The 21,083-nt window shown below is 64.7% G+C and carries 14 protein-coding genes; 10 read left to right on the forward strand and 4 right to left on the reverse strand.

Translation table 11 applies throughout. The features are described from left to right. Window positions 1-32: 32 nt before the first annotated feature. Window positions 33-1,562, reverse strand: a complete 1,530-nt coding sequence (locus FVW59_RS14835; RefSeq protein ID WP_148065132.1) for a carotenoid oxygenase family protein — start codon at window positions 1,560-1,562, stop codon at window positions 33-35. A 152-nt stretch (window positions 1,563-1,714) separates the two neighbouring features. Here FVW59_RS14835 and FVW59_RS14840 point away from each other — a divergent pair, with 152 nt between their 5' ends. From FVW59_RS14840 to FVW59_RS14870, 7 genes are read left to right on the forward strand one after another with little or no spacing between them, the layout of a single operon-like run. Beyond that, the gene (locus FVW59_RS14840) at window positions 1,715-2,509 is read left to right on the forward strand and encodes a DUF1295 domain-containing protein (protein WP_148065133.1); all 795 of its coding nucleotides are present in this window, start codon (window positions 1,715-1,717) and stop codon (window positions 2,507-2,509) included. A 30-nt stretch (window positions 2,510-2,539) separates the two neighbouring features. Beyond that, window positions 2,540-3,469: an NAD(P)H-dependent flavin oxidoreductase gene (locus FVW59_RS14845; protein WP_148065134.1), complete on the forward strand. Its 930-nt coding sequence runs from the start codon at window positions 2,540-2,542 to the stop codon at window positions 3,467-3,469. A gap of 1 nt (window position 3,470) precedes the next feature. Continuing rightward, window positions 3,471-5,138 (forward strand): class I adenylate-forming enzyme family protein, encoded by a 1,668-nt coding sequence (locus tag FVW59_RS14850; protein ID WP_148065135.1) that lies wholly within the window; start codon window positions 3,471-3,473, stop codon window positions 5,136-5,138. A 3-nt stretch (window positions 5,139-5,141) separates the two neighbouring features. Further along, window positions 5,142-6,374 carry an acetyl-CoA acetyltransferase gene (locus tag FVW59_RS14855; protein WP_148065136.1) on the forward strand — a complete coding sequence of 411 codons (1,233 nt, stop codon included), beginning with the start codon at window positions 5,142-5,144 and terminating at the stop codon, window positions 6,372-6,374. Further along, window positions 6,371-7,564 carry an acetyl-CoA C-acyltransferase gene (locus tag FVW59_RS14860; RefSeq protein WP_148065137.1) on the forward strand — a complete coding sequence of 398 codons (1,194 nt, stop codon included), beginning with the start codon at window positions 6,371-6,373 and terminating at the stop codon, window positions 7,562-7,564. The genes FVW59_RS14855 and FVW59_RS14860 overlap by 4 nt, the downstream gene beginning before the upstream one ends. A 33-nt stretch (window positions 7,565-7,597) precedes the next feature. Further along, window positions 7,598-9,124 carry a tannase/feruloyl esterase family alpha/beta hydrolase gene (locus FVW59_RS14865; RefSeq protein ID WP_148065138.1) on the forward strand — a complete coding sequence of 509 codons (1,527 nt, stop codon included), beginning with the start codon at window positions 7,598-7,600 and terminating at the stop codon, window positions 9,122-9,124. 39 nt (window positions 9,125-9,163) lie between these two features. Beyond that, complete coding sequence (locus FVW59_RS14870) at window positions 9,164-9,832, forward strand: NUDIX hydrolase (RefSeq protein WP_148065139.1); 669 nt, start codon at window positions 9,164-9,166, stop codon at window positions 9,830-9,832. Window positions 9,833-9,908: 76 nt separating this feature from the next. On the opposite strand, the gene FVW59_RS14875 is transcribed toward FVW59_RS14870, so the two are convergent. The 3 genes from FVW59_RS14875 to FVW59_RS14885 form a co-directional block, all read right to left on the reverse strand. Next, window positions 9,909-12,782: a S8 family serine peptidase gene (locus tag FVW59_RS14875; RefSeq protein ID WP_187275916.1), complete on the reverse strand. Its 2,874-nt coding sequence runs from the start codon at window positions 12,780-12,782 to the stop codon at window positions 9,909-9,911. Between the two features lie 148 nt (window positions 12,783-12,930). Beyond that, window positions 12,931-15,087: a 3-hydroxyacyl-CoA dehydrogenase NAD-binding domain-containing protein gene (locus tag FVW59_RS14880; protein ID WP_148065141.1), complete on the reverse strand. Its 2,157-nt coding sequence runs from the start codon at window positions 15,085-15,087 to the stop codon at window positions 12,931-12,933. 18 nt (window positions 15,088-15,105) lie between these two features. After that, window positions 15,106-16,308, reverse strand: a complete 1,203-nt coding sequence (locus FVW59_RS14885; RefSeq protein ID WP_148065142.1) for an acetyl-CoA C-acetyltransferase — start codon at window positions 16,306-16,308, stop codon at window positions 15,106-15,108. Window positions 16,309-16,505: 197 nt separating this feature from the next. Here FVW59_RS14885 and FVW59_RS14890 point away from each other — a divergent pair, with 197 nt between their 5' ends. Genes FVW59_RS14890 through FVW59_RS14900 form a run of 3 tightly spaced genes read left to right on the forward strand, consistent with a single transcriptional unit; the run spans window position 16,506 to window position 21,080 of the window. Beyond that, window positions 16,506-17,297, forward strand: coding sequence for a mechanosensitive ion channel family protein (locus FVW59_RS14890; RefSeq protein WP_148065143.1), 792 nt, complete (start codon window positions 16,506-16,508; stop codon window positions 17,295-17,297). A gap of 56 nt (window positions 17,298-17,353) precedes the next feature. Further along, entirely contained in the window at window positions 17,354-19,348 is a 1,995-nt protein-coding gene (rep, locus tag FVW59_RS14895) for a DNA helicase Rep (RefSeq protein WP_148065144.1), read from the forward strand. Window positions 19,349-19,358: 10 nt separating this feature from the next. After that, on the forward strand, window positions 19,359-21,080 hold the full coding sequence (locus tag FVW59_RS14900; RefSeq protein ID WP_222711526.1) for a potassium/proton antiporter: 1,722 nt from the start codon (window positions 19,359-19,361) through the stop codon (window positions 21,078-21,080). The last annotated feature ends 3 nt before the right edge of the window (window positions 21,081-21,083 follow it).

The raw sequence follows: 21,083 nt of genomic DNA on the forward strand, positions 1-21,083 counted from the left end.
TATTTACGGCCAAACGGCGGCAAGCCGGGGGCCTACCTTCCGCTTAGCGGGTAGAGTTCTTCTCCTCGCGCCCAGGTCGCATGAAAACCAAAGGGAACCCGCTGCGGCAGACGAACACGCGCCACGGGCCCCGTTTCGATATCGGTGGCGTCGAAGACCAGGCAATGGGACTGCCAGTTCTTGCTGTCGGTGACCAGGGTGATGACGTAGCCGTCGTCTTCCGGATCAGCGGCGGTTGCGCCGCGGCGCGGGGCGTAGACCGCCTCGCTCCCGAACACACCCGGGCCGTAATCCCACTGCCAGCGACGACCGCTGTCGTTGTCGTACTTCACCAGCCCGGTAAAGCGCAGGGTATAGCCGCCTTCGTGGTGCAGGGGGATACGCTGGTGATAGGCGTAGCGGCCCTTGATCCCCATGTAGAGCGGGTTGGTCTTGTTGAACTCGGTATTGAGGTCGTCGATATCCCCCTCGCGCACTTCGCCCGTGCGCAGGTTGAAGGCCCAGCGGTAGTTGTTGGCCTCCAGGCGCATGTAGGCCAGCATCGAGGCCAGATCGCCCTCGCCGGGCTGGGCAGCGGGCATCGGGTTGATCGAGCGGCAGCCATCCATGAACAGCCAGTCGCCCTCTTCCCAGCAGTTGCTGGTGTGCAGGATGTAGCCGGGTTCGCACTCGAACCAGCGCACGTCGCTACCGGAGCCAAAGCGCGGTATCACGCCAAAGCGAATCGGCATGTCGCGGTGGAAGGTCAGCACGCGATAGCCGTGCCGGCGCAGCACATTCATATCGTGGAAGAACGGCAGGTCGTGCAGCACGGTGTAATTGCGGCTGACGCCAATATCGTGGGGCAGGCGCGGCCCGGGCAGATCGATGGCCACCTCGTGCAGCAGGCGGCCGCGCGCATCGGCCACGCCGTAGGTCATGTAGGGGGGCTCGTTGCCGTAGTCGAAAAACAGCAGCTCGCCTGTTGCCGGGTCAACCTTGGAGTGGGCGGACATGCGACGCTTGTCGCGCCCCTCCAGCTCAAAGTAACCGCGGGTACCAAGGTCGTGAGCATCCACCCGGTAGGGGTGGCCGGCGTTGTACCACAGGCTCATCAGGGAGCCGTCGAAGAAAAACACGTCGGTGTTGGAGGTGTCCTTGATACCAAAGGGCGACAGCTCGTAATCGAAGGGCCCCATAACGCCGGGCGAAATGGAGCGCCCGTCCCGCAGCTCACTGTGGCGCGCAAGGGTTTCCACATAGCGGTTGCGGTAGCGCGCCCGGCCCTCGTGGAAGTAAACGCCGTGGATCATGCCGTCGCCATCGAAGGGGTGGTGGCGATTCTTCGGCTCGAAGCGCGGGTTGGGACCGTTGCGGAAATAGGCGCCGCACAGGTCCGCGGGCAGCTCGCCCTCCACCTGCAAATCCCCGACATCCACCTCTGCGTTCACCGGCGCATAAGCGCCGTGCAGGTAAGGATTGTCGAGCTTGTAAATCCAGGGCTGGGTGTTATCGAACTCGGCGACACCGCCAATGCACTGCTCGACGGACGGGTATTCGGTGATTCGGCTCAGGGGCTGCATAGCTGACTCCCTCATTGTTATCGGGTTGGTGGCCCGCTGGTGCCGGGCCGCTGGCTCACAGAACCAGCCATTCAATACTTGCTTGCGTAACAAGACCAAAGCATATAGTCTATTTACAAAAGTGACAAGCATAAAAATGTTGCGGAGCACCGATGGACTATCCCGCCCTGTTGTTCGCCACTGCCGCCTTTGCTTTCGGTGCAGTGCTGTTGCTGTGGCTACTGAGCATCCCCCTGCGTGACGTGAGCATCATCGATATGGCCTTTGCCGGCATTCTGGCGGGGATCGGCGTGCTGGCCTTCGTCCTCGCCGGCACCATTGCTCCCCTGCAGCTGATGCTGCTGGGAATGGTGCTGGCCTGGGCGCTGCGCATGAGCTGGCACCTGCTGCGGCGCAACTGGGGCCACGGCGAAGACCCGCGCTACGCCAGGCTGCGCAGCTGGGTCGACAACGAGCGGGCCTTTATCTGGCTGAGTCTGCGACAGGTCTTTCTGCTGCAGGGCGTCGTCATCTGGCTGGTGGCCCTGCCGCTGCAGGTCGGCATGCTGGCCCCCGCAGGTATGACCCCCGGCGCGCTGGCCTGGGCAGGCTTTGCCCTGTGGGCCCTGGGGCTGGCCTGCGAAAGCATCGCCGACCATCAGCTGACCCGCATTCGTGCCGATCCGTCAAAACGCGGCACCGTACTGGACACCGGCCTGTGGCGCTATTCCCGCCACCCCAACTATTTTGGCGAACTCTGCGTGTGGTGGGGCATCTTCCTGGTGGCCTGCGAGGCACCCTGGGGTTTCGCCACCGTTATCGGCCCGCTGGCCTACAGCTACCTGGTGATCAACATCACCGGCCAGCGCACCCTGGACAAGAAAATGGCGCGTGAAAAGCCCGCCTACAAGCACTACATGGAATCGACCAGTGGACTTATCCCCCTGCCGCCACGCCGCAGGGCCTGACTCCGCAGCAGCACCAAACGGAACCTTGCTATGACCGACACTCCCGAGTTCTCCCTGTCCCGCCTGCGCATCCCGGCCTTTCAGGCGCCCATGTTCCTGCAGTCCGGCCCGGACATGGTGATCGCCGCCTGCAAGGCCGGCATGGTGGGCAGTTTCCCGTCGCTCAATACCCGCACTACCGAACAGCTCGAGGAATGGCTGCAACGCATCACCGCAGAACTCGACCCGGCCACCGACGCCCCCTGGGCCATCAACCTGATGATGCACCGCTCCAACGCGCGCCGCGACGAAGACCTGGCACTGGCGGTGAAGTACCGCGCCCCCATCGTTATCTCCGCCCTGGGCAGCCCGCGGGATGCGGTGGAAGCGGTGCACAGTTACGGCGGCAGTATCTATGCCGATGTCATCAATGTGTCCTTCGCCCGCAAGGCCATTGCGGCGGGCGTCGACGGTCTGGTGCTGGTGGCGGCTGGCGCCGGCGGCCACACCGGCCAGCTGTCCGGCTTTGCCTTTGTGGAGGAAGTGCGTCGCTTCTGGGACGGCCCCATCGTGCTCGGCGGCGGTATTTCCTCGGGCCGGGCCATCCGCGCGGCGGAAGTACTCGGTGCCACCTACGCCTACCTTGGCACGCGATTCATCGCGACCAACGAAAGCATGGCGGTCGACGAATACAAGCAGATGCTGGTTGCCGCGAGCGGGGAGGACATCATCTGCTCGGACGCCCTGACCGGCGTCAAGGCCAACTGGCTGCGCGGCAGTCTCGTGCAGGCGGGCTATGATCCAGAGAACATGCCGGCCTCTGGTGATATCGATATCACCCGTTCAGCCGGCGACAGCAAACGCTGGCGCGATGTCTGGGCCGCGGGCCAGGGGGCCGGCGCCATTGACGAGATTCTGCCGGTGGCTGAACTGGTGGAACGCCTGGTCAGCGAATACCGCGCAACCTGTGAGGGACAATAAAATGAAAACCAGCACACCCGAACGTATCCGCGAATATACCAACCGAGGGTTCTGGGGGCACGATACCCTGCACGGCCTGCTGGCCAATTGCGCCCGATCCCGCGCGGAGCAGTTGGCGGTGGCGGACCAGCCCAACAAGGCGGACCTTTGTGGCATCCCGCCCCGGCGCCTGAATTTCCGTGAACTGCAGCATTTCAGCGGCCGGCTGGCCAGCGAGTTGCTGGACCAGGGCATCGCGCCTGGCGACCGCCTCCTCGTGCAATTGCCCAACATCAGCGAGCTGGTGGCGCTGTACTACGCCTGCAGCCGCATCGGCGCCATCATTTCGCCGATCCCGGTGCAGTACGGCCGCCACGAGCTGCAACAGTTTGCCGCCACACTGAAACCCGCCGCCGTCATCACCCTGGCCGACTTCCGCGGTGATGACCTTGCCGCTCGCGCTGTGGCGGCGCTGGGTGACACGCCCGTGTGGACGCTCGGCGAAACCATCTGCACGGGCGACCCCGACGCGACGTTCGACGAAGCCCGACTCGCTGCTCACCAGGATGCCCACCCCGCCGACGCCAATGACATCGTCACCATCTGCTGGACCTCGGGTACCACCGGCACCCCCAAGGGCGTACCGCGCTCCCACAACATGTGGATCGCCATCGCCCGCAACACCATGGAAGCCGGCGACTACCGGGAGGGGGAAACCCTGCTGGCGCCCTTCCCGCTGATCAACATGGCGGCCATCGGCGGCTTCCTGTTCCCCTCCGTGCTGACCGGGTCCAGTCTGGTATTGCACCACCCGATGGACCCGCCGCTATACCTGAAGCAGCTGCAGGACGAGGGCGTCACCTTCACCATCGCCCCGCCGGCCCTGCTCAACCAGCTGGCCCACCAGCCAGCCCTTTGGGAAATGGGCGACTTCAGCGCGCTGCGGGCCTTCGGGTCGGGTTCCGTGCCACTGTCGCCGGCGATGATCGAAACCGTCGAAGGCGACTACGGCAAGGCGATTATTAATTTCTACGGCTCCAACGAGGGCATCAGTCTGTTTTCCACGCCCGTGACGGCGCCGGGTGCGGAATACCGGGCGGCGCTGTTCCCGCGACTCGGGGTGCCCGGCATGCCCTGGCAGGGCCAGGCCCACGCCAGCACCGTGACCCGGGTCATCGACCCGGACACCGGGCGGGAAATTACCGAACCCGGCCAGGCCGGCGAACTGTGTATCAGTGGCCCCGCCGTGTTCGACGGCTATCTCGGCCACGACGGGGAAGGCGTCTTTACCGACGACGGCCTGTTCCGCACCGGCGACCTGGTGGAGATCGCCGGCGAACCGCCGAATTACTACCGCATCGTCGGCCGCTGCAAGGACATCATCAACCGCGGCGGCATGAAGATTTCCCCCTCCGACCTGGACACCGTGCTCGAGGGCCATCCGGATCTCGCGGAGGCCGCCGTCTGCGCCTATCCCGACCCCATGCTGGGTGAAAAGATCTGCGCCTGCGTGGTGCCGGCCGCGGGTGCCAAGGCGCCGACACTGGAATCTCTGGCTGCCTGGTTGCTGGAACGCGGTGTCGCAAAGTTCAAGCTGCCCGAACGTATCGAGGTACTCGATGCCCTGCCGCGCAATCCGGTGGGCAAGGTGGTGCGCGGAGACCTGCAGCAACTGATCACAGAGGACTGAGCCATGACCAATATCTACATCCTGGGCGGTAGCCAGACCGACTTCGCCCGCAACTGGGCGCGCGAGGGCCTGGAAATCTACGATATGTTCCACGAAGCGCTGGGCGCCGGCATCGCCGATGCCGGCATCGAGCCGGAGCAGATCGAAGTCGGCCACGTCGGCAACTTTGTCGCAGATCTGTTCGCCCGCCAGGGCCAGCTCAACGGTTTCTTTGCCGAGGTTTATCCCCAGCTGTGCGGCATTCCCACCTCGCGCCATGAGGCCGCCTGCGCCTCGGGATCGATGGCCATGCTGGCTGCGATGCGCGACATCGAGGCCGGTCACTACCGTTGCGCTGCCGTGGTCGGCCTGGAGCTGATGCGTAACGTGGGCGGCAAAACCGGCGCCGAATACCTGGGGGCCGCTGCATGGGCCGGCCACGAGGCGACGGACTGCGAATTTCCCTGGCCCTTTATGTTCGACCGCATTACCCGCGAGTACGAAAACCGCCACGGCATCGACGGCGAACACCTGCTGCGTATTGCCGAAAACAATTTCGCCAACGCCAAGCGCAACCCGCTGGCCCAGAGCCGCGACTGGCAATTCCCCGCGGGCTGCTTCAGCGCCGACGATGAGCTGAATCCGGTGATCGAGGGCCGGGTGCGCAAAATGGATTGCGGCCAGATCACCGATGGCGCCGCCTGCATCATCCTCGCCGACGAGGCCACCGCCCGCGAGCACGCGCGCGCGAAGGGCTTGTCACTGGCGGATATTCCCCGCATCAAAGGGTGGGGGCACCGCAGCGCACCGATCTCCCTGGAGCACAAGCTGCGCTTGAGCGCCGGCCAGCCCCTGCTGTTCCCCCATGTGCGGGACATGTTTGACGATGCCCTGCGCCGGGCCGGGTACCGGCAGGTGACCGACCTGGACGGCCTGGAAACCCACGACTGTTTCTCGGTCACCGAGTACATGGCCATCGATCACAGCGGCCTGACCCTGCCCGGTGAAAGCTGGAAAGCCATCGAGGAAGGCCGCATTGCCATCGGTGGTGACTTCCCCATCAACCCCAGCGGCGGCCTGATCGGTCTCGGCCACCCGGTGGGTGCCACCGGCGTACGTATGGCGCTGGACTGCGCGCGACAGGTCAGCGGGCGCGCCGGTGAGTGCCAACTGGATGGCGCACGCAACATGGCCACCTTCAATCTCGGTGGCAGCGCCACCACCTGTGCCAGTCTGATTATCGGAGTCGATGCATGAAAGACGCCCTCATTTACGATGCCATTCGCAGCCCCCGCGGTCGCGCCAAAGAGAACGGCGGCCTGCACGCTGTCACCCCCCATGAACTGCTGAAGCAGCTTTACACGGCCATTGCCGAACGCACCGGCCTGTCGCCGGAACGGGTGGGCGATGTGATTCTCGGCTGTGCCACCCAGCACGGCGAGCAGGCGGGCAACATCGCCAAGGCCTCCACCCTCTACGCCGGCTGGCCGAGCCAGATTCCCGGCATGACCATCAACCGCTACTGTTCTTCCGGTATCGATAGCGTGGCCCTGGCCGCCCTCAAGGTGCAGGCCGGACTGGTGGATACCGCGATTGGCGGCGGCGTGGAAATGATGTCGCGGGTGCCGATGCTGGCCGATGATGCCCGGGTGTTCAAGGACCCGGCCTTCGCCGCCCGCTGCCAGATGCTGATGATGGGCAACGGCGCCGACCTCATCGCCACCCTGCACGGAGTCAGCCGTGAGCAGGCCGACGCCCTGGCCGCAACCAGCCAGCAACGCGCGGCGAAGGCCCGCGAAGCCGGTTACTTCAGTTCGATCGTACCGATCACCCGCCCCGACGGCAGCCAGTGCAGCGAGGACGAATGCATCCGCGGCGACACCACCGCGGAGGGCCTCGCCGGCATGGAACCGGCCTTCGCCAAAGCGGGCGCCATGGGGATTAATGCCTACCAGCTGGCGGCCCACAGCGAGCTGTCGGCAATCGAGCACATCCACACCCCAGGCAACTCCCCGGCCATGGCCGATGGCGCCGCCTTGGTGCTGGTGGCCGCCGAGGGCGCGCTGGACGCCAGGCCCCGGGCGTGCATCGTGGCAAGCAATACCGTATCGGCGGACCCCACCCAGGTGCTGTCGGGCTGTGTGGAAGCGACCCGCACGTTGATGGCGGAACAGAAACTCACCGCTGCGGATGTCGACCTGTTCGAGATTCACGAGGCCTTCGCCGCCATCTCGGTGATGGGCATGCGCGAACTGGCCATTCCGGAAGACAAGTACAACGTCAACGGCGGCGTGATCGCCCTCGGCCACCCGATGGGCGCCACCGGCTCCATGATGCTGGGCACCCTGCTGGATGAACTGGAGCGGCGGGGCCTGCACCGCGGCATCGTCTCCGCCGCCGGTGCCGCCGGTACCGGCAGCGCCATGCTGATCGAACGGCTCGGCTAACGCGATAACAAAAAACACCGTAAGGAATTTACCATGCACTACCGGCTATCACTCCTGGCCGCGGCCGCGCTCGCCGCGGCCTGCGCCAACCAGAACGGCACAGACTCCCTCAGCGCGGACAGCCGCTGCGCCGCCCTCGCCGGCCACACGTCGGCGGACACCACCGTAAGCAGTGCCCGCGAGATGCGCGACCACCAGGGCCTGCCCCCGTTCTGCCAGGTGGAAGGCAAAATTGAGGGCAAGGTGGGCTTTGTCATGCGCATGCCCAGCGAGAACTGGAACAGCAAATTCGTGGTAGCCGGCTGCGGCGGCTTTTGCGGCGGCCTGGACCCGGACAAGGCCGGCTATTCCAACAGCCTCAACGCCGCGCTGCAGGACGGCTATGCCGCAATCCTCACCGACAGCGGCCACCAGGCCCCGAGCTGGCAGACTGACTGGGCGCTGGACGACCCCCGCGCGCTGGAGCTTTACGCCGGCGAGTGGATGCCGCTGGCCGTTGCCAGCGGCAGCTCCCTGGCAGCCAGCTACTACGAAAAAGTACCCCAGCGCACCTATTTCTCCGGCTGTTCCAACGGCGGCAGACTGGGACTGTATGCCGCCCAGCGCCACCCCGACCTGTTCGATGGAATCGCCGCCGGCGATGGCATTTTCGACCTCAGCGGCAACGGCGGCATTCACGGTCTTTGGCTGCTACAGACTACACGCAAACCAGACGGCAGCGCCGTTATCTCCAAGGACAAAGTCCCCTTGCTCGCCGAGCACGTGATGCAACGCTGTGACAGCCTCGACGGCGTCGAAGACGGTATCGTCGCCCGCCCGGACCTCTGTGATCCCGCCCCCCAGGCCCTGCAGTGCAAGGGGGAAACTGGCGGGCAGTGCTTCAGCGCGGAGGAGGTGAACGCCATTCAGCGCCTGTACCGGGGTGCCACCGTCAATGGCCAGTCGCTGTTTCCCGGCATTGCTCCCGGCTCAGAGGCCTACTGGCCAATCTGGGTCGTCGGCACCAATGACAACATGGCCTGGGGCGAGAGAGCCGGCGAAGGTTACCTGCGACTGGCTTACGGCATTCCGGCCGATCAGCCTTTTCACCCCCACGATTACAACCTGGCCGCGGAAATCGAGCGTATTCGCTCCCTTGCGCCCGTGGTCGACGCCACCGACCCCAACCTCGACGCTCTCGCCGCCGCCGGCACACGACTGTTTTACTACCAGGGCCTGGCGGACCCGTTGATCCTGCCCGGCCGAGCCGCGGCCTACTTCGAGGAAGCCACCGCGGCGACTGCGCCTGAAGCGCTGACGGCATCGGCGCGTTTTGTTACGGTACCGGGCTTTGGCCACTGCTGGGAGCGCCCCGGGCTTACCGCCGATGACTTCAACCCCCTACAGATCATCGACCGCTGGGTCGAACAGGGCGAAGCACCTGACACCGTACTCGCGCACCAGCGCGACGCCGAGGGCACTATTGTCCGCAGTCGCAAGCTCTGTGCCCTGCCGAACCAGGCGGTCTACCAGGGTGGCGATCCGGACAGCGCCGACAGCTTCACCTGCTCAGCCCCGTGACGCGATAGCAACGTACTTGTCGAGAGGGGTGGCGCGGCCATGCGCCCGGTAGACGCCGCCTCGCTCGTCATCGTGCGCAACCGCCGCGAGGTCCTGATGGGGCTGCGCAGCGCGCGGCACGCCTTCGTTCCGCAGCAATATGTTTTTCCCGGCGGGCGGGTGGATGCCGGCGACGCTCGCGTGCCCACTCCATTTTCACTGCAGGAATCGACCCGGCAGCGGCTGGAGCACAGCGTCAGCGCCGCCCGCGGACGCGCCATTGCAATGGCCGCGGTACGCGAAACCTGGGAGGAAACCGGACTGCTGCTAGGCAAGCCACCGCAACAGCCACTGCGCACCCGCTCGCCGTCCTGGCGCCCCTTCTACCGCCAGGGCCTGGCGCCGGCGCTACACCGCATGGACTACTTCGCCCGCGCCGTCACGCCACCCAACAATGTGCGCCGCTTTGACGCCCGCTTCTTCCTTGCCGACGCGCGCCACTGCGCCGGCCAGCTGCGCAGCAATGGCGAACTGGAGGATCTGCATTGGGTGACTTTTTCACAGGCAGCAAAGCTGCCGATGATCGGGATTACGCGACTGGTGCTCGCGCTGGTGCAGGAAACGTGTGGCGACCAAAACGCCCGTCGCCAGGCCATAGCCGCTGAACCCGCAGTAGCCCACTACGAGTTGGTGGAACAACACCCGCCAAGCCCTCATATTCTCGACTGAGGCGCCCCCGGCACCTTCCCACAACCCCGCAAGGCACGCTTTGCAGTTTTACTCGCCCGCTCCGAAAGCGCGCAACTTACGACCGATTGTTCTTGCCTCGGGACTCTGTCTTGCCGGGTGACCAAAACTGGCGGGTGGGCAACCCGGCGTCTCCGTCACTATCACCCGCCTGACGTGCGGGCCGCCGGATCATCAGCGGCACCGGCTGCCCACCCCCCTCGGCGGCCGCAGCACTGCCGATATTGGGGCTGAAACTGGCGTTGATCGACAGGCCTCGCCGCGGGCGATCAAGTACGATGTCATCGGGATTGAACAGCGTGCGGTAGGCGCCGCAGGCCTCGCCGGCGTCGCAAATAAAGAAATCATTGTCCATGTCGGACCCGACTGTCAGGCGATAGCTGCCTTCTTTCACGCGATCAAAGCGGAAGGTGTAACCACCGTCCTCAGGTTCCAGTATCCGCTGGTCAATGGTTGCCCCCGCTTGGTCGGTCAACAGGACGTACAACACTCCCGCACTGGTTGCCGAAGCCCCGACCTCTTCGACGGTGGCGATCACTTCCACTTCGCCGCTCCCCGCGGAGCTGTCGATCCGCAACGTGGTCTGGTACACCCCGGGCGCCAGACTGCCGGGCAGCAATCTCAGGCGGTACTGTCCCAGCCCATTGTCGTCGACGGCTTCGGCAGCGACTTCCAGCCAGGCCACCGGGCTGGCGATACCACTGACCCGCAAGGTCCCGCCGCCGCTGTTAGTGACGGTAAAGAGCCGGGACTCAACGCCCAGCGCCACGTTGCCGGGATAAATCTGCAGAGTTGGTGCCGTGGTGTCCGGACCGGAATCCGCGGTGCTGGCGGTGCGCACTGCTTTCGCAGCGTCGAGCAGGCCGTGGCCGTACTGAGAGTCCCAACCCGCCTCACCCAGGTCCGTGGTCAGACGTCCCTGCTGCAACCACTGATCCACTTGCGCCGGTGTCAGCGACGGGCGCACCGCCTTCATCAAGGCGATGACACCAGCGACGTGGGGACTGGCCATTGAAGTCCCCTGCTGCGGTCCAATACCGAAACTGACTCCGGACCCGCTATCACTGCCCACCGTGCTGATAACACCATCAGTGTTACCGTCGCCGTCAAGATCCGCCGCCATGTCGCCGCCCGGCGCCACCAGGTCGAGGGTAGCGCCAAAATTGGAGTAAGACGCACGTACGCCGTTGGGGCCAACAGCACCGACCGAAATAACTCCCGGGTAGGCTGCGGGGTAGCTGGGCTGACTGCTGCTCTCATTGCCCGCCGCGGCCACGACAATTACCCCCTTCTCCCGCGCCCTGGAAATGACATTACGCATGGCCTGGGAACTGTCAGCGCCACCGAGGCTGAGGTTGATGATATCGGCCCTCTGTGCCGGCACGGTGCCTGAATCGTTGGCCAGGCCGGCCGCGTAGCGAACCCCCTGGGCAATGTCATAGACGGTACCTCCCTCCTCGCCCAGCACGCGGATTGGCATTACCCGTGTGCGCCAACCGACACCGGCCACACCGAGACTGTTATTGGTGGCGGCGGCCACGGTACCGCTGACGTGGGAACCGTGGTAACTGCTCTGCCCCGCCACGCCGCCATCGCCGGGATCTTCTGCATCCGGATCGATACCGTCGTTGTCGCCCGAGTGGTAAGGATCGCTGATAAAGTCGTAGCCATCGACGAACTTGCCACTCAGGTCCGGGTGCCGGCCCAGCACACCGGTATCTATCACCGCGACAACGACGTCTCCGCTACCTCGTGTGATGTCCCAGGCCTCGGCGAGATTGATCTGGCGATAGTGCCACTGCAACGAATAGTAAAGGTCGTTGGGTCGAGCGGCGGCGCGGTAGCGGTAATTCGGTTCGGCGAACTCCACGTCTGAGCGGTTATTCAAGGCCTTGATTGCGTTCAGGGCCCGCCATTTGCGCTCCAGTTCCCCACTGTGGAACTGGCCTGCCTTGCCGGAGTCGCCCGCAGCAGTCATTGCGCTAGCCACCGACAGGCTCGCCAGTGACTCGAGGCGCAAACGCGGCTCAGCGGCAGAAGCGGCCTGCGCCTGGGGACCTCTCGCCTGACGGTACTGCACCACTACCGCCTCCGGATCGAAATCCGCGGTTGCAGTGAAGCCACCGGCGGCTTCAGACGCGGGCTGACCGATTGACAGTGTGTAGTTGGAGGCCCCGGAGTAAGCAAAGACATTGATAGAATAGCGGCCACTCTGCGCCACAGTCAGGGATTCGTAATAGCTGGTATTGAGCGAGAAGTCGACAATCTGATCATTGCTGTCGAAAAGGTACAGGTCGAGGTCGCCCTGCTCCGGTTCCGACACATTAAGGGAAATCACCTGCCCCGCTAGCAGGTCTACCGTGTAGAAATCGTCCCGGTCACCGAAGTCAGTCGACGGCCCAGGCTCGCCGGCGTCGATTACATTGGCGTAGCCACCGATAGTGGCGGGATTGGACACAGGCTGCGACAGGGAAGGGTAGTCGTTTGGGGTGTAGGGAGCATTAATGTCGTTTACATCGCTATCCGCACGGGATTGCGCGGCTACCGTCACAGTGCCAGTGATGACGTGAAACGCCGCCGGCTCGAACACCGGCGCCAGATGGAAGACCCGGTTGGAGCTCAACACCGCCATCAAGGACTCATTGCCGGAAAAGCCGGTGGTGCTGAGCGCGCAAGCCGCCAGGCTGCCGCCACAGAAATAACCATCGCCCCGGCGCCAGCCCCTGAATACATGCTCGTCGTCCGCCACAGCCAGGAAGCTCTCATCGAAGTCCGTGTCGCGCACATCCAGCTCACACACGGCGCCACCTTCGCACTGGTAGCGGCCGGACTCGGTCTCGATTCTGCCGCCTTCGGGCACCTCAATACGGACTTTGCAGCCCGCCAACGCCGACAACACCAAGCCGGCCACAAGCAAATGTCGAGTGAACAATTTCCCGGTTCCTTTGTTGCTTCCTTGCAATATCGTCCGCGCTCGCTGTTACTGAAGGAGCGACTACCCAACCCGGGTGGTACGCAACTGGCGACACGCTGGCATCGCCATCAGATTTCCGCTGGACTGCGTCATACTATAACAAGCTTCAGCGAAATTGCTCGTCCCGCTCCGCCATGTCCAACAGCAATTGCGGTGGTGCGAATGCCTGGCCATAACGCGCCGCCAGCTCGCTGGCACGCCTGGCGAAGGCCTTTGCGCCATAGGCGTTGACACACTGGAACACCCCGCCGGTGTGCGGCGGAAAACCGATGCCCATGATGGAGCCGATATTGCCGTCGGCGACGCTGGTGAGTACGCCCTCCTCCATGATGCGGATGGCCTCCAGCACCTGCGGAAACAGCAACCGGTCGCGCACATCCTCATAGGGAATGTCGGTGTAGCCGTGCGGCGCAAAACGGTCCTTCAGCCCGGGCCAGGTGGCGATCTTCCGGCCCTTTTCATCGTAATCGTAGAACCCGCCACCGGCCTGCTGGCCTTTGCGCTGGCAATCCTCGATCATGACGCGAATCACCTCTGATTCCGGGGCATTCTCGAAGGCCTCTCCCCGCGCCTCGGCATCCTTTTTGCGCTGTTGCATGCCGTGGTAGGCGGTTTCAATAGAGATGCTGTCCAGGGTTTCCAGCGGCCCCATGGGCGAGCCATTGAAAGCGGCGGCGTTCTCGATGAGTGCCGGGTTGACGCCTTCCGCCAGCATGCGCTGGCCCTGGGTGATGGTCTGGCCGATCACGCGGGTGGTGAAGAAACCGGGAGCGTCCCTCACCACAATGGGTTTTTTACCCAGTTGTTGGGCGAGATCGAAGGTCAGGGCCAGAGCCTCGTCGGAGGTCTGCTCACCGGTGATGATTTCCACCAGCGGCATGCGCTCAGCCGGTGAAAAGAAGTGCATACCGATAAAGTTCTGCGGCCGCACCGATGCACCGGCCAGTTCGGTGATGGGCAGCGAGGAGGTATTGCTGGCAAAGATGGCATTGTCGCCGAGGGCGGCCTCGGTCTCCCTGGTCACCGCGGCCTTGATCTCGCGATCTTCAAACACCGCCTCGATCACCAGATCGCAACCGGCCAGGTCAGCAGCATTCCCCGTGGAATGTATCCGCGCCAAGAGGGCTTCGCTGGCGACCTCGTCCAGGCGGCGATCCCTCTCACAGGCTTTGATCGCGTAGGCCTTGCCCTTGTCGGCGCGCTGCTGGTCCAGGTCTTTCAGTACGACCTCTATGCCGACTTTGGCGGCATTGAAGGCGATGCCCGCCCCCATCACCCCGGCGCCCAGAATGCCCAGTTTCTTGACCTGGCGTTTCTCGACGCCTTTGGGTCGCGAGGCCCCCGCATCGAGCTGGTTCATCTGCACAAAGAAGGTGGTCATCATGTTGCGCGACACCTGGTCCAGCAGCAGGCGCTGGAAATAGCGCGCCTCCACCTTATGGGCGGTGTCATAGTCCACCCGGGCTGTATCCACTACGGCGGCAAAGATCACCTGCTGCGCCGGCATATTCCCCCTGGTCTGGTTCATCACGTTGACCGGGCCAAAGTAGGTAAGACCCTGGGTAGCGTCATCACCAGGCAGGCCACCGGGCATTTGATAATCCGTCTGCTCCCAGGGCTGCTTTGCCTCCGGGTTGGCCCTGATCCAGGCCTTGGCGCGAGCCGCCATGGCCTCTTCGGACTCGGCCAGTTCGTGCACCAGACCGGCTTCCAGCGCCCGCGGCGCGCGCAGGCGCTTGCCCTGGGCAATCAAGGGCAGGGCCTTTTCCATGCCGAGCAGGCGCACCAGCCGCACCACGCCACCAGCGCCTGGCATCAGGCCGAGCATGGCCTCCGGCAGGCCGATCTGTACTTTTGCGTCATCCAGCGCTATCCGGTAGTGGCAGGCCAGGGCAATCTCGTACCCGCCGCCCAGCGCGGCGCCGTTTATGCCGACAGCCACCGGCACCCCGAGCGATTCCAGCCGCCGCAGTGGCTCCTTGCTTTGCAGCAGCGCCTCGAACATCTGCTGACGCTCCTGCGGCGAGGGGTTGAGGTCCATTTCCAGCATTTTGGTAATGTCGCCACCGGCAAAAAACTGGCCCGGCTTGCCGGAGCGTATGTACACCCCGGCTATTTCGCCCTGCATCGCTTCCAGCTCGTCGAGGGCCTTGGGCATGGCCTCGGCGTACTCGTCGCCCATCACATTCACCGATTTGCCGGGCTGGTCGAAGATCAGCTCCACAATGCCATCGGCGTCTTTTTGCAAACGGATATAGCTCATGACGTCTCTCCTCAACCCTTACACGCGCTCAATGATGGTGGCGATGCCAATGCCGCCGCCCGCGCACAGCGTTACCAGGGCGGTGTTCTGGTCCCTGCGCTCCAGTTCGTCGAGCACCGTGCCAAGGATCATGGCCCCGGTCGCCCCGATGGGGTGTCCCATGGCGATAGCGCCGCCGTTGACGTTGATTTTGTCGTCGGGAATGCCCAGCAGGCGCTGGTAGCGCAATACAACAGCGGCAAAGGCCTCGTTGAGTTCAAACAGATCGATGTCCTCCACACTCATCCCGGCGATCTGCAAGGCCTTCTTCGACGCCGGCGCCGGCCCCCCCAGCATCAGGGTGGGTTCGCTACCGGTCAGGGCACAGGCGCGAATGCGGGCGCGGGGCTTCAGCCCGAGATCGCTACCGGCCTCGCGATTACCCACCAGCACCAGCGCGGCGCCATCCACCACGCCCGAGCTGTTGCCCGGCGTGTGAATACAGGCGAGCTTTTCCACCTGGGGGTATTTGAACTTGAGGAAGTCGCCATGGCCGTACTGTTCAAACACGGTGAAGGAGGGCTTGAGGCCCGCGAGGTTCTCCATCGTGGTCGGGCGAATCAGCTCGTCCCGGTCCAGCACCACCACGCCGTTGAGGTCGGTTACCGGTACCAGGGAGCGATCAAAATAGCCGGCGTCGCGGGCCGCCGCGGCGCGGCGCTGGGACTCGCAGGCGTAGCGGTCCACGTCTTCACGACTGAAGCCGTCCAGGTGGGCCATCAGGTCCGCTGCCAGGCCCTGGGAAATGCCGAAGCTGTGCATCGCCACCCAGGGGTCGCCAGCGGCGGCACCACCGGCGCCAATCCCCAGGCGCGACATGCTCTCCACCCCGCCGGCCATGCCCAGGGACTCCATGCCCGACATGACCTTCATAGCCAGTGTGTTCACTGCATCCAGGCCACCGGCGCAGTAACGGTGCAGCTGGGCGCCTACGGTTGCCTGGTGCCAACCGCTGTAGACCAGCGCCGTCTTGGCGATGTTCTGGCCCTGCTCCTTTACCGGCTCGCCGGTGGCGAGCAGTACATCCTCCACCCGCTCCTCGGACAGATCGTGCCGGTCGCGCATGGCAAGCAGTAGATTGCGCACCAGATCAACCGGCTTGACCTCGTACAGGCCGCCACCGGGCTTGCCGCGCCCGCGCGGGGTGCGAATGGCATCGTAGATGTATGCGTCCTGGGTCATGGGATTCCTCTTGCCTGGACTGGCCGCGGCGTGACTGCCGGCCACAATGATCAGTGGCGCCATCTTCCCGGCCAGATCATCGGCAATCCATTGCGCCAGGGGTCAGGGTCCGCTGACTTAATCCTTCAGCGGGCAGCTGTACCGTCGCCGGGCTGTGCTAGTCTTGGCCCGACGACAACAAGAATCCGGGGCACAGCATGGAAATGCAGGATGTCAGCCTGATCCTCCAGAAAGTGGGTGAATACGGCAACCTGGTGTTGCAGGGCCTGCTGATAATGATCGGCGGCATGATCGCCATTTTCCTGCTCTACCGCCTTGTCGCCTCCTTTGTGAAACCCGCCGGCACCTGGGCGCGATTGCTGAAGGTCGCCTTCGGCACCTTCTACGCCCTGATCCTGGTGATCACTGTGCTGGTGGCCGCCAACCGCCTGGGCTACGACGCCTCCGGTATCGCCGGGCTCGCGATCCTGGCGGTGCTGGTGGTGGCCACGATTGTTTTCTTCCTCATTCCCTTCCTGCCCCGCCTGCCCTTCTTCCCCGGCGACACCATCGAGGTCCGCGGTGTGATGGGTACAGTGGAAGCCATCACCGCCTACCAGACTGTCATCCGTACCTTCGACGGCCAGACGGTCTTCATCCCCAGCGCCCTGGTGATGACCTCGGCGGTGACCAACTTCAGCTGCAACCCCGCGCGGCGGGTGGCGATGACCTTCCCGCTGTCCCCCGACAGCGACGTGGAGTCCGCCAGCGCCGCCCTGGTGGCGCTGATGGAAGCCGACGAAAAGGTGTTGAACCAGCCCGCCCCCGCCGCCCTGGTGACCGGTATGGACCGCAACGAAATCAGCCTGTTCGCCACCTGCTGGGTGGCTACGCCGGAGTGGTTCAGCAGCCGGGACCGGCTGTACCGGGCGAGCCTGACGGCACTGAAGGCGGTGCCGGAAGTGTCGCTGGCCACCGGGCGCCTGCGAGTGGACCGCGGCGACGACTGATCCGGCCGGGCCATTCCTGCTACACTGGCGCCCCATTCACCACCCGTGTTGCCCCAGTGACCCAACTCAACCCCCGCCAACGCGAGGCCGTGCGCTACATCGACGGCCCCCTGCTGGTGCTGGCCGGCGCCGGCAGCGGCAAGACCAGCGTGATCACCCGCAAGATCGCCTACCTGGTGGAGCAGTGCGGCATCGACGCCAAGCGCATCGCCGCGGTGACCTTCACCAACAAGGCGGCGCGGGAGATGAAGGAGCGGGTGGGCAAGATCCTGGGCAATGGCGCCGACGGGCTGACGGTGAGCACCTTCCACCAGTTGGGCCTGAATATCATCCGCCGCGAGCGCAAGCACCTGGGCCTGAAGAACGGCTTTTCCATCTTCGACGGCGAGGACAGCAAGAACCTGATCAAGGACCTGCTGATCCAGGAGCACGGCTCCGACGGTGACCAGGCCGGTACCATCCAGCAACGCATCTCCAACTGGAAAAACGACCGGGTGCTGCCGGAAGAGGCGGTGGCGGCGGCCACCAGCCCGGCGGACATGCTCTGCGCCCAGGCCTACCTGCGCTACCGGCGGGCCCTGAAAGCCTACAACGCGCTGGATTTCGATGACCTGATTCTGCTGCCCACCATCCTCTTCGAGCACCAGCCGGAGATTCTGGAGAAGTGGCAGAACCAGCTGCACTACCTGCTGGTGGACGAATACCAGGACACCAACTCCAGCCAGTACCTGCTGGTGCGGCAGATCGTCGGCCTGCGTGGCGGGCTGACGGTGGTGGGCGATGACGACCAGTCCATCTACGCCTGGCGCGGCGCGCGGCCGGAAAACCTGAGCCTGCTGCAGGAGGACTTCCCGGCCCTCAAGATCGTCAAGCTGGAGCAGAATTACCGCTCCACCTCGCGCATTCTCAAGGCCGCCAACACCCTGATTGCCAACAACGAACACGTGTTCGAGAAGCAGCTCTGGTCCGAGCTGGGCATGGGCGACCCGCTGCGGGTGATGCGCTGCGCCAACGAGCAGGACGAGGCCGACCAGGTAGTGGCGGAAATCCAGGACCACAAACTGCGCAAGCGCACCCGCTATGGCGACTACGCCATCCTCTACCGCGGCAACCACCAGTCGCGGCTGATCGAACTGGCCCTGCAGCAGAACGGCGTGCCCTACCACCTCAGCGGCGGTACCTCCTTCTTCGCCCGCAACGAGGTGAAGGACATCATGGCCTACCTGCGCCTGCTGGTGAACGCGGACGACGACAACGCCTTCCTGCGCATCGCCAACGTGCCCCGGCGCAAGCTCGGCGCCAGCACCCTGGAGGCCCTGGGCGAATTCGCCAACGAGCAGCATGTGAGCCTCAGTGGCGCCTGCGAGCGCCTCAGCGAGGGCGTGCTGCCGGAAGCCGGACTGAAACGGTTGCGGGAATTCCATCACTGGCTGGAGCAGATACGCCGCATCAGCGCGGAGAAATCCGGCGCCGACGGCATTCGCCAGCTGCTGCGCGACATCGACTACGAGGACTGGCTGCTGCAGCTCAGCTCCAGCGAGGATGTCGCCGAGCGCCGTATGGGCAATGTCTACTTCCTGGTGGACTCCATCGACCGCCTGATGCGCGACGAGGAACTGGCCCTCGACGAGGCCATCAATCGCCTCATCCTGCGCGACCTGCTGGAACAGCAGGATGAAGAGGAAGCCGGACCCGACTGTGTGCAGCTGATGACGCTGCACGCCTCCAAGGGCCTGGAATTTCCCCACGTCTATATCATCGGCATGGAAGAGGGCTTCCTGCCCCACCGGGTCAGCGTGGAAGAGGACAACATCGCCGAGGAGCGCCGCCTGGCCTATGTCGGCATCACCCGCGCCCGCGAAACCCTGACCATGAGCCTGGCCGAGCGCCGCCGCCAGTACGGCGAGACCGTGCCCTGTGAACCCAGCCGCTTCCTGGCGGAACTGCCAGAGGAAGACCTGGTGTGGCAGGGCGGCGGCGAGGCCACGCCCGAGGCCAACCAGGAGCGCGCCGCCGAGACCCTCAGCGGGCTGAAGGCCCTGTTCGCCTGAGCGCCAGACCATGATCGACGCCAGCTACCAACTGATTCTCCTGTGCGCCTTTCTCGGGCTGGTGAGCATCGCCATCACCGGTCTGTCCCAGCGCCTGGGCGCTCCCTCCCTGCTGCTGTTCCTGCTGGTGGGCATGCTGGCGGGCGAAGACGGCCCCGGCGGTATTCACTTTGACGATGTCGGCACCGCCTTCCTGGTGGGCAACATCGCCCTGGCCATCATCCTGCTGGACGGTGGCATGCGCACCCATGTCAGCAGTTTCCGGGTCGGCCTGAAACCCGCCCTGTCCCTGGCCACCCTCGGCGTGGCCATCACCAGTGGCATCGTAGGGCTGGTGGCCGCCTGGATCCTGGACTGGCCCCTGCTCAACGGCCTGTTGCTGGGCGCCATCGTCGGCAGCACAGATGCCGCCGCGGTGTTCGGGTTGCTGCACGGTGCCGGGCTGGAACTGAAGCAGCGCAGCGGCGCCACCCTGGAGATCGAGTCAGGTACCAACGACCCGATGGCCATCTTCCTGACAGTCTCCCTGCTCGGCCTGCTGGGCAGCACCAGCAGTGGCAATATCGGAGTAGCGTTGCTGCTGGAGTTCCTGCAACAGATGGGCTTTGGCGGCATTGCCGGGCTGGCCGGCGGCTGGCTGCTGCAGAAGCTGCTGAACTGGCTGCACCTGCCGCGGGTCCTCTACCCGCTGCTGGCGGTGTCCTTCGGCCTCTGTGTGTTCGGCCTCACCAACCTGGCCGGCGGCAGCGGCTTTCTCGCCATCTACCTGATCGGCCTGCTGCTGGGCAATCGCCCCGTCAACTACCTGCGCGATATCCGCTGGCTGCTGGACGGACTGGCCTGGCTCAGCCAGATCGGCATGTTCCTGCTGCTGGGTCTGCTGGTCACGCCGTCGTCGCTGCTGGATGTCGCCTTGCCGGCCCTGGTCATCGCCGCCGCCCTGATGCTGGTGGCGCGGCCCGTGGCCGTGTTTACCTGCCTGCTGCCCTTTCGCCTTCCCCTCAAGGAGCAGGTGTTTATTTCCTGGGTCGGCCTGAAGGGCGCCGTACCCATCATCCTCGCCCTGTTCCCCTACCTCTCAGGCATGGAGCACAGCGCCACTTACTTCCAGGTCACCTTCTTCGTGGTGCTGCTGTCCCTGTGCTTCCAGGGCTGGACCATCGCGCCGCTGGCGCGGCGCCTGCAGCTGGACGTGCCGCCGCTGGTTGAGGACAGGGAGCACCTGGGTGTGGTCATTCCAGGCCAGGTGGATCGGGAACTGCTGGCCTACCGCATCCACGCCGGCAGCCCGGCGGATGCCTACGTGTTGGGCCGGCTGCCGCTGCCTGACAGCGTGAAAACCGTCGGGGTACTGCGCACGGATCAGGTACTGCAGCCCCGGGACGACTTGCGACTGGCGCCGGAGGACATCCTGGTACTGCTCACCCCCAGCCACGAGAGCGACCAGCTGGCCGGGCTGTTTGCCACCCTGCCCACCCGCTCCCACCTGGTCAGCAGCGCCTTCTTCGGCCCCTTCACCCTGCAACCGGACGTGCTGTTCGATGATCTCTGCGCCGCCTACGGCGTAGCGCCCGATCCGGACTTGGAGGGCCTCGACCTGGATGCGGTACTGCGCAGGCGGGTACACGCCCAGCCGGTGGTCGGCGACCGGCTGCGAGTGGGTAATATCGAATTGGTGGTGAAGCAGATGGCGCAGGGGCGCATCCTGCAGGTGGGCCTGAAGCTCTGCTAACCG

Origin of the sequence: Parahaliea aestuarii, from assembly GCF_008064635.1 — a bacterium.
GTDB lineage: Bacteria > Pseudomonadota > Gammaproteobacteria > Pseudomonadales > Halieaceae > Parahaliea > Parahaliea aestuarii.

Bases quoted from the DNA above. Each gene is read 5' to 3' on its own strand.
- FVW59_RS14845 (WP_148065134.1), top strand. From the start codon at position 2,540: ATGACCGACACTCCCGAGTTCTCCCTGTCCCGCCTGCGCATCCCGGCC.
- FVW59_RS14835 (WP_148065132.1), bottom strand. From the start codon at position 1,562: ATGCAGCCCCTGAGCCGAATCACCGAATACCCGTCCGTCGAGCAGTGC.
- FVW59_RS14885 (WP_148065142.1), bottom strand. From the start codon at position 16,308: ATGACCCAGGACGCATACATCTACGATGCCATTCGCACCCCGCGCGGG.
- FVW59_RS14840 (WP_148065133.1), top strand. From the start codon at position 1,715: ATGGACTATCCCGCCCTGTTGTTCGCCACTGCCGCCTTTGCTTTCGGT.
- FVW59_RS14850 (WP_148065135.1), top strand. From the start codon at position 3,471: ATGAAAACCAGCACACCCGAACGTATCCGCGAATATACCAACCGAGGG.
- FVW59_RS14870 (WP_148065139.1), top strand. From the start codon at position 9,164: ATGCGCCCGGTAGACGCCGCCTCGCTCGTCATCGTGCGCAACCGCCGC.
- FVW59_RS14865 (WP_148065138.1), top strand. From the start codon at position 7,598: ATGCACTACCGGCTATCACTCCTGGCCGCGGCCGCGCTCGCCGCGGCC.
- FVW59_RS14880 (WP_148065141.1), bottom strand. From the start codon at position 15,087: ATGAGCTATATCCGTTTGCAAAAAGACGCCGATGGCATTGTGGAGCTG.
- FVW59_RS14860 (WP_148065137.1), top strand. From the start codon at position 6,371: ATGAAAGACGCCCTCATTTACGATGCCATTCGCAGCCCCCGCGGTCGC.
- FVW59_RS14900 (WP_222711526.1), top strand. From the start codon at position 19,359: ATGATCGACGCCAGCTACCAACTGATTCTCCTGTGCGCCTTTCTCGGG.
- FVW59_RS14855 (WP_148065136.1), top strand. From the start codon at position 5,142: ATGACCAATATCTACATCCTGGGCGGTAGCCAGACCGACTTCGCCCGC.
- FVW59_RS14890 (WP_148065143.1), top strand. From the start codon at position 16,506: ATGGAAATGCAGGATGTCAGCCTGATCCTCCAGAAAGTGGGTGAATAC.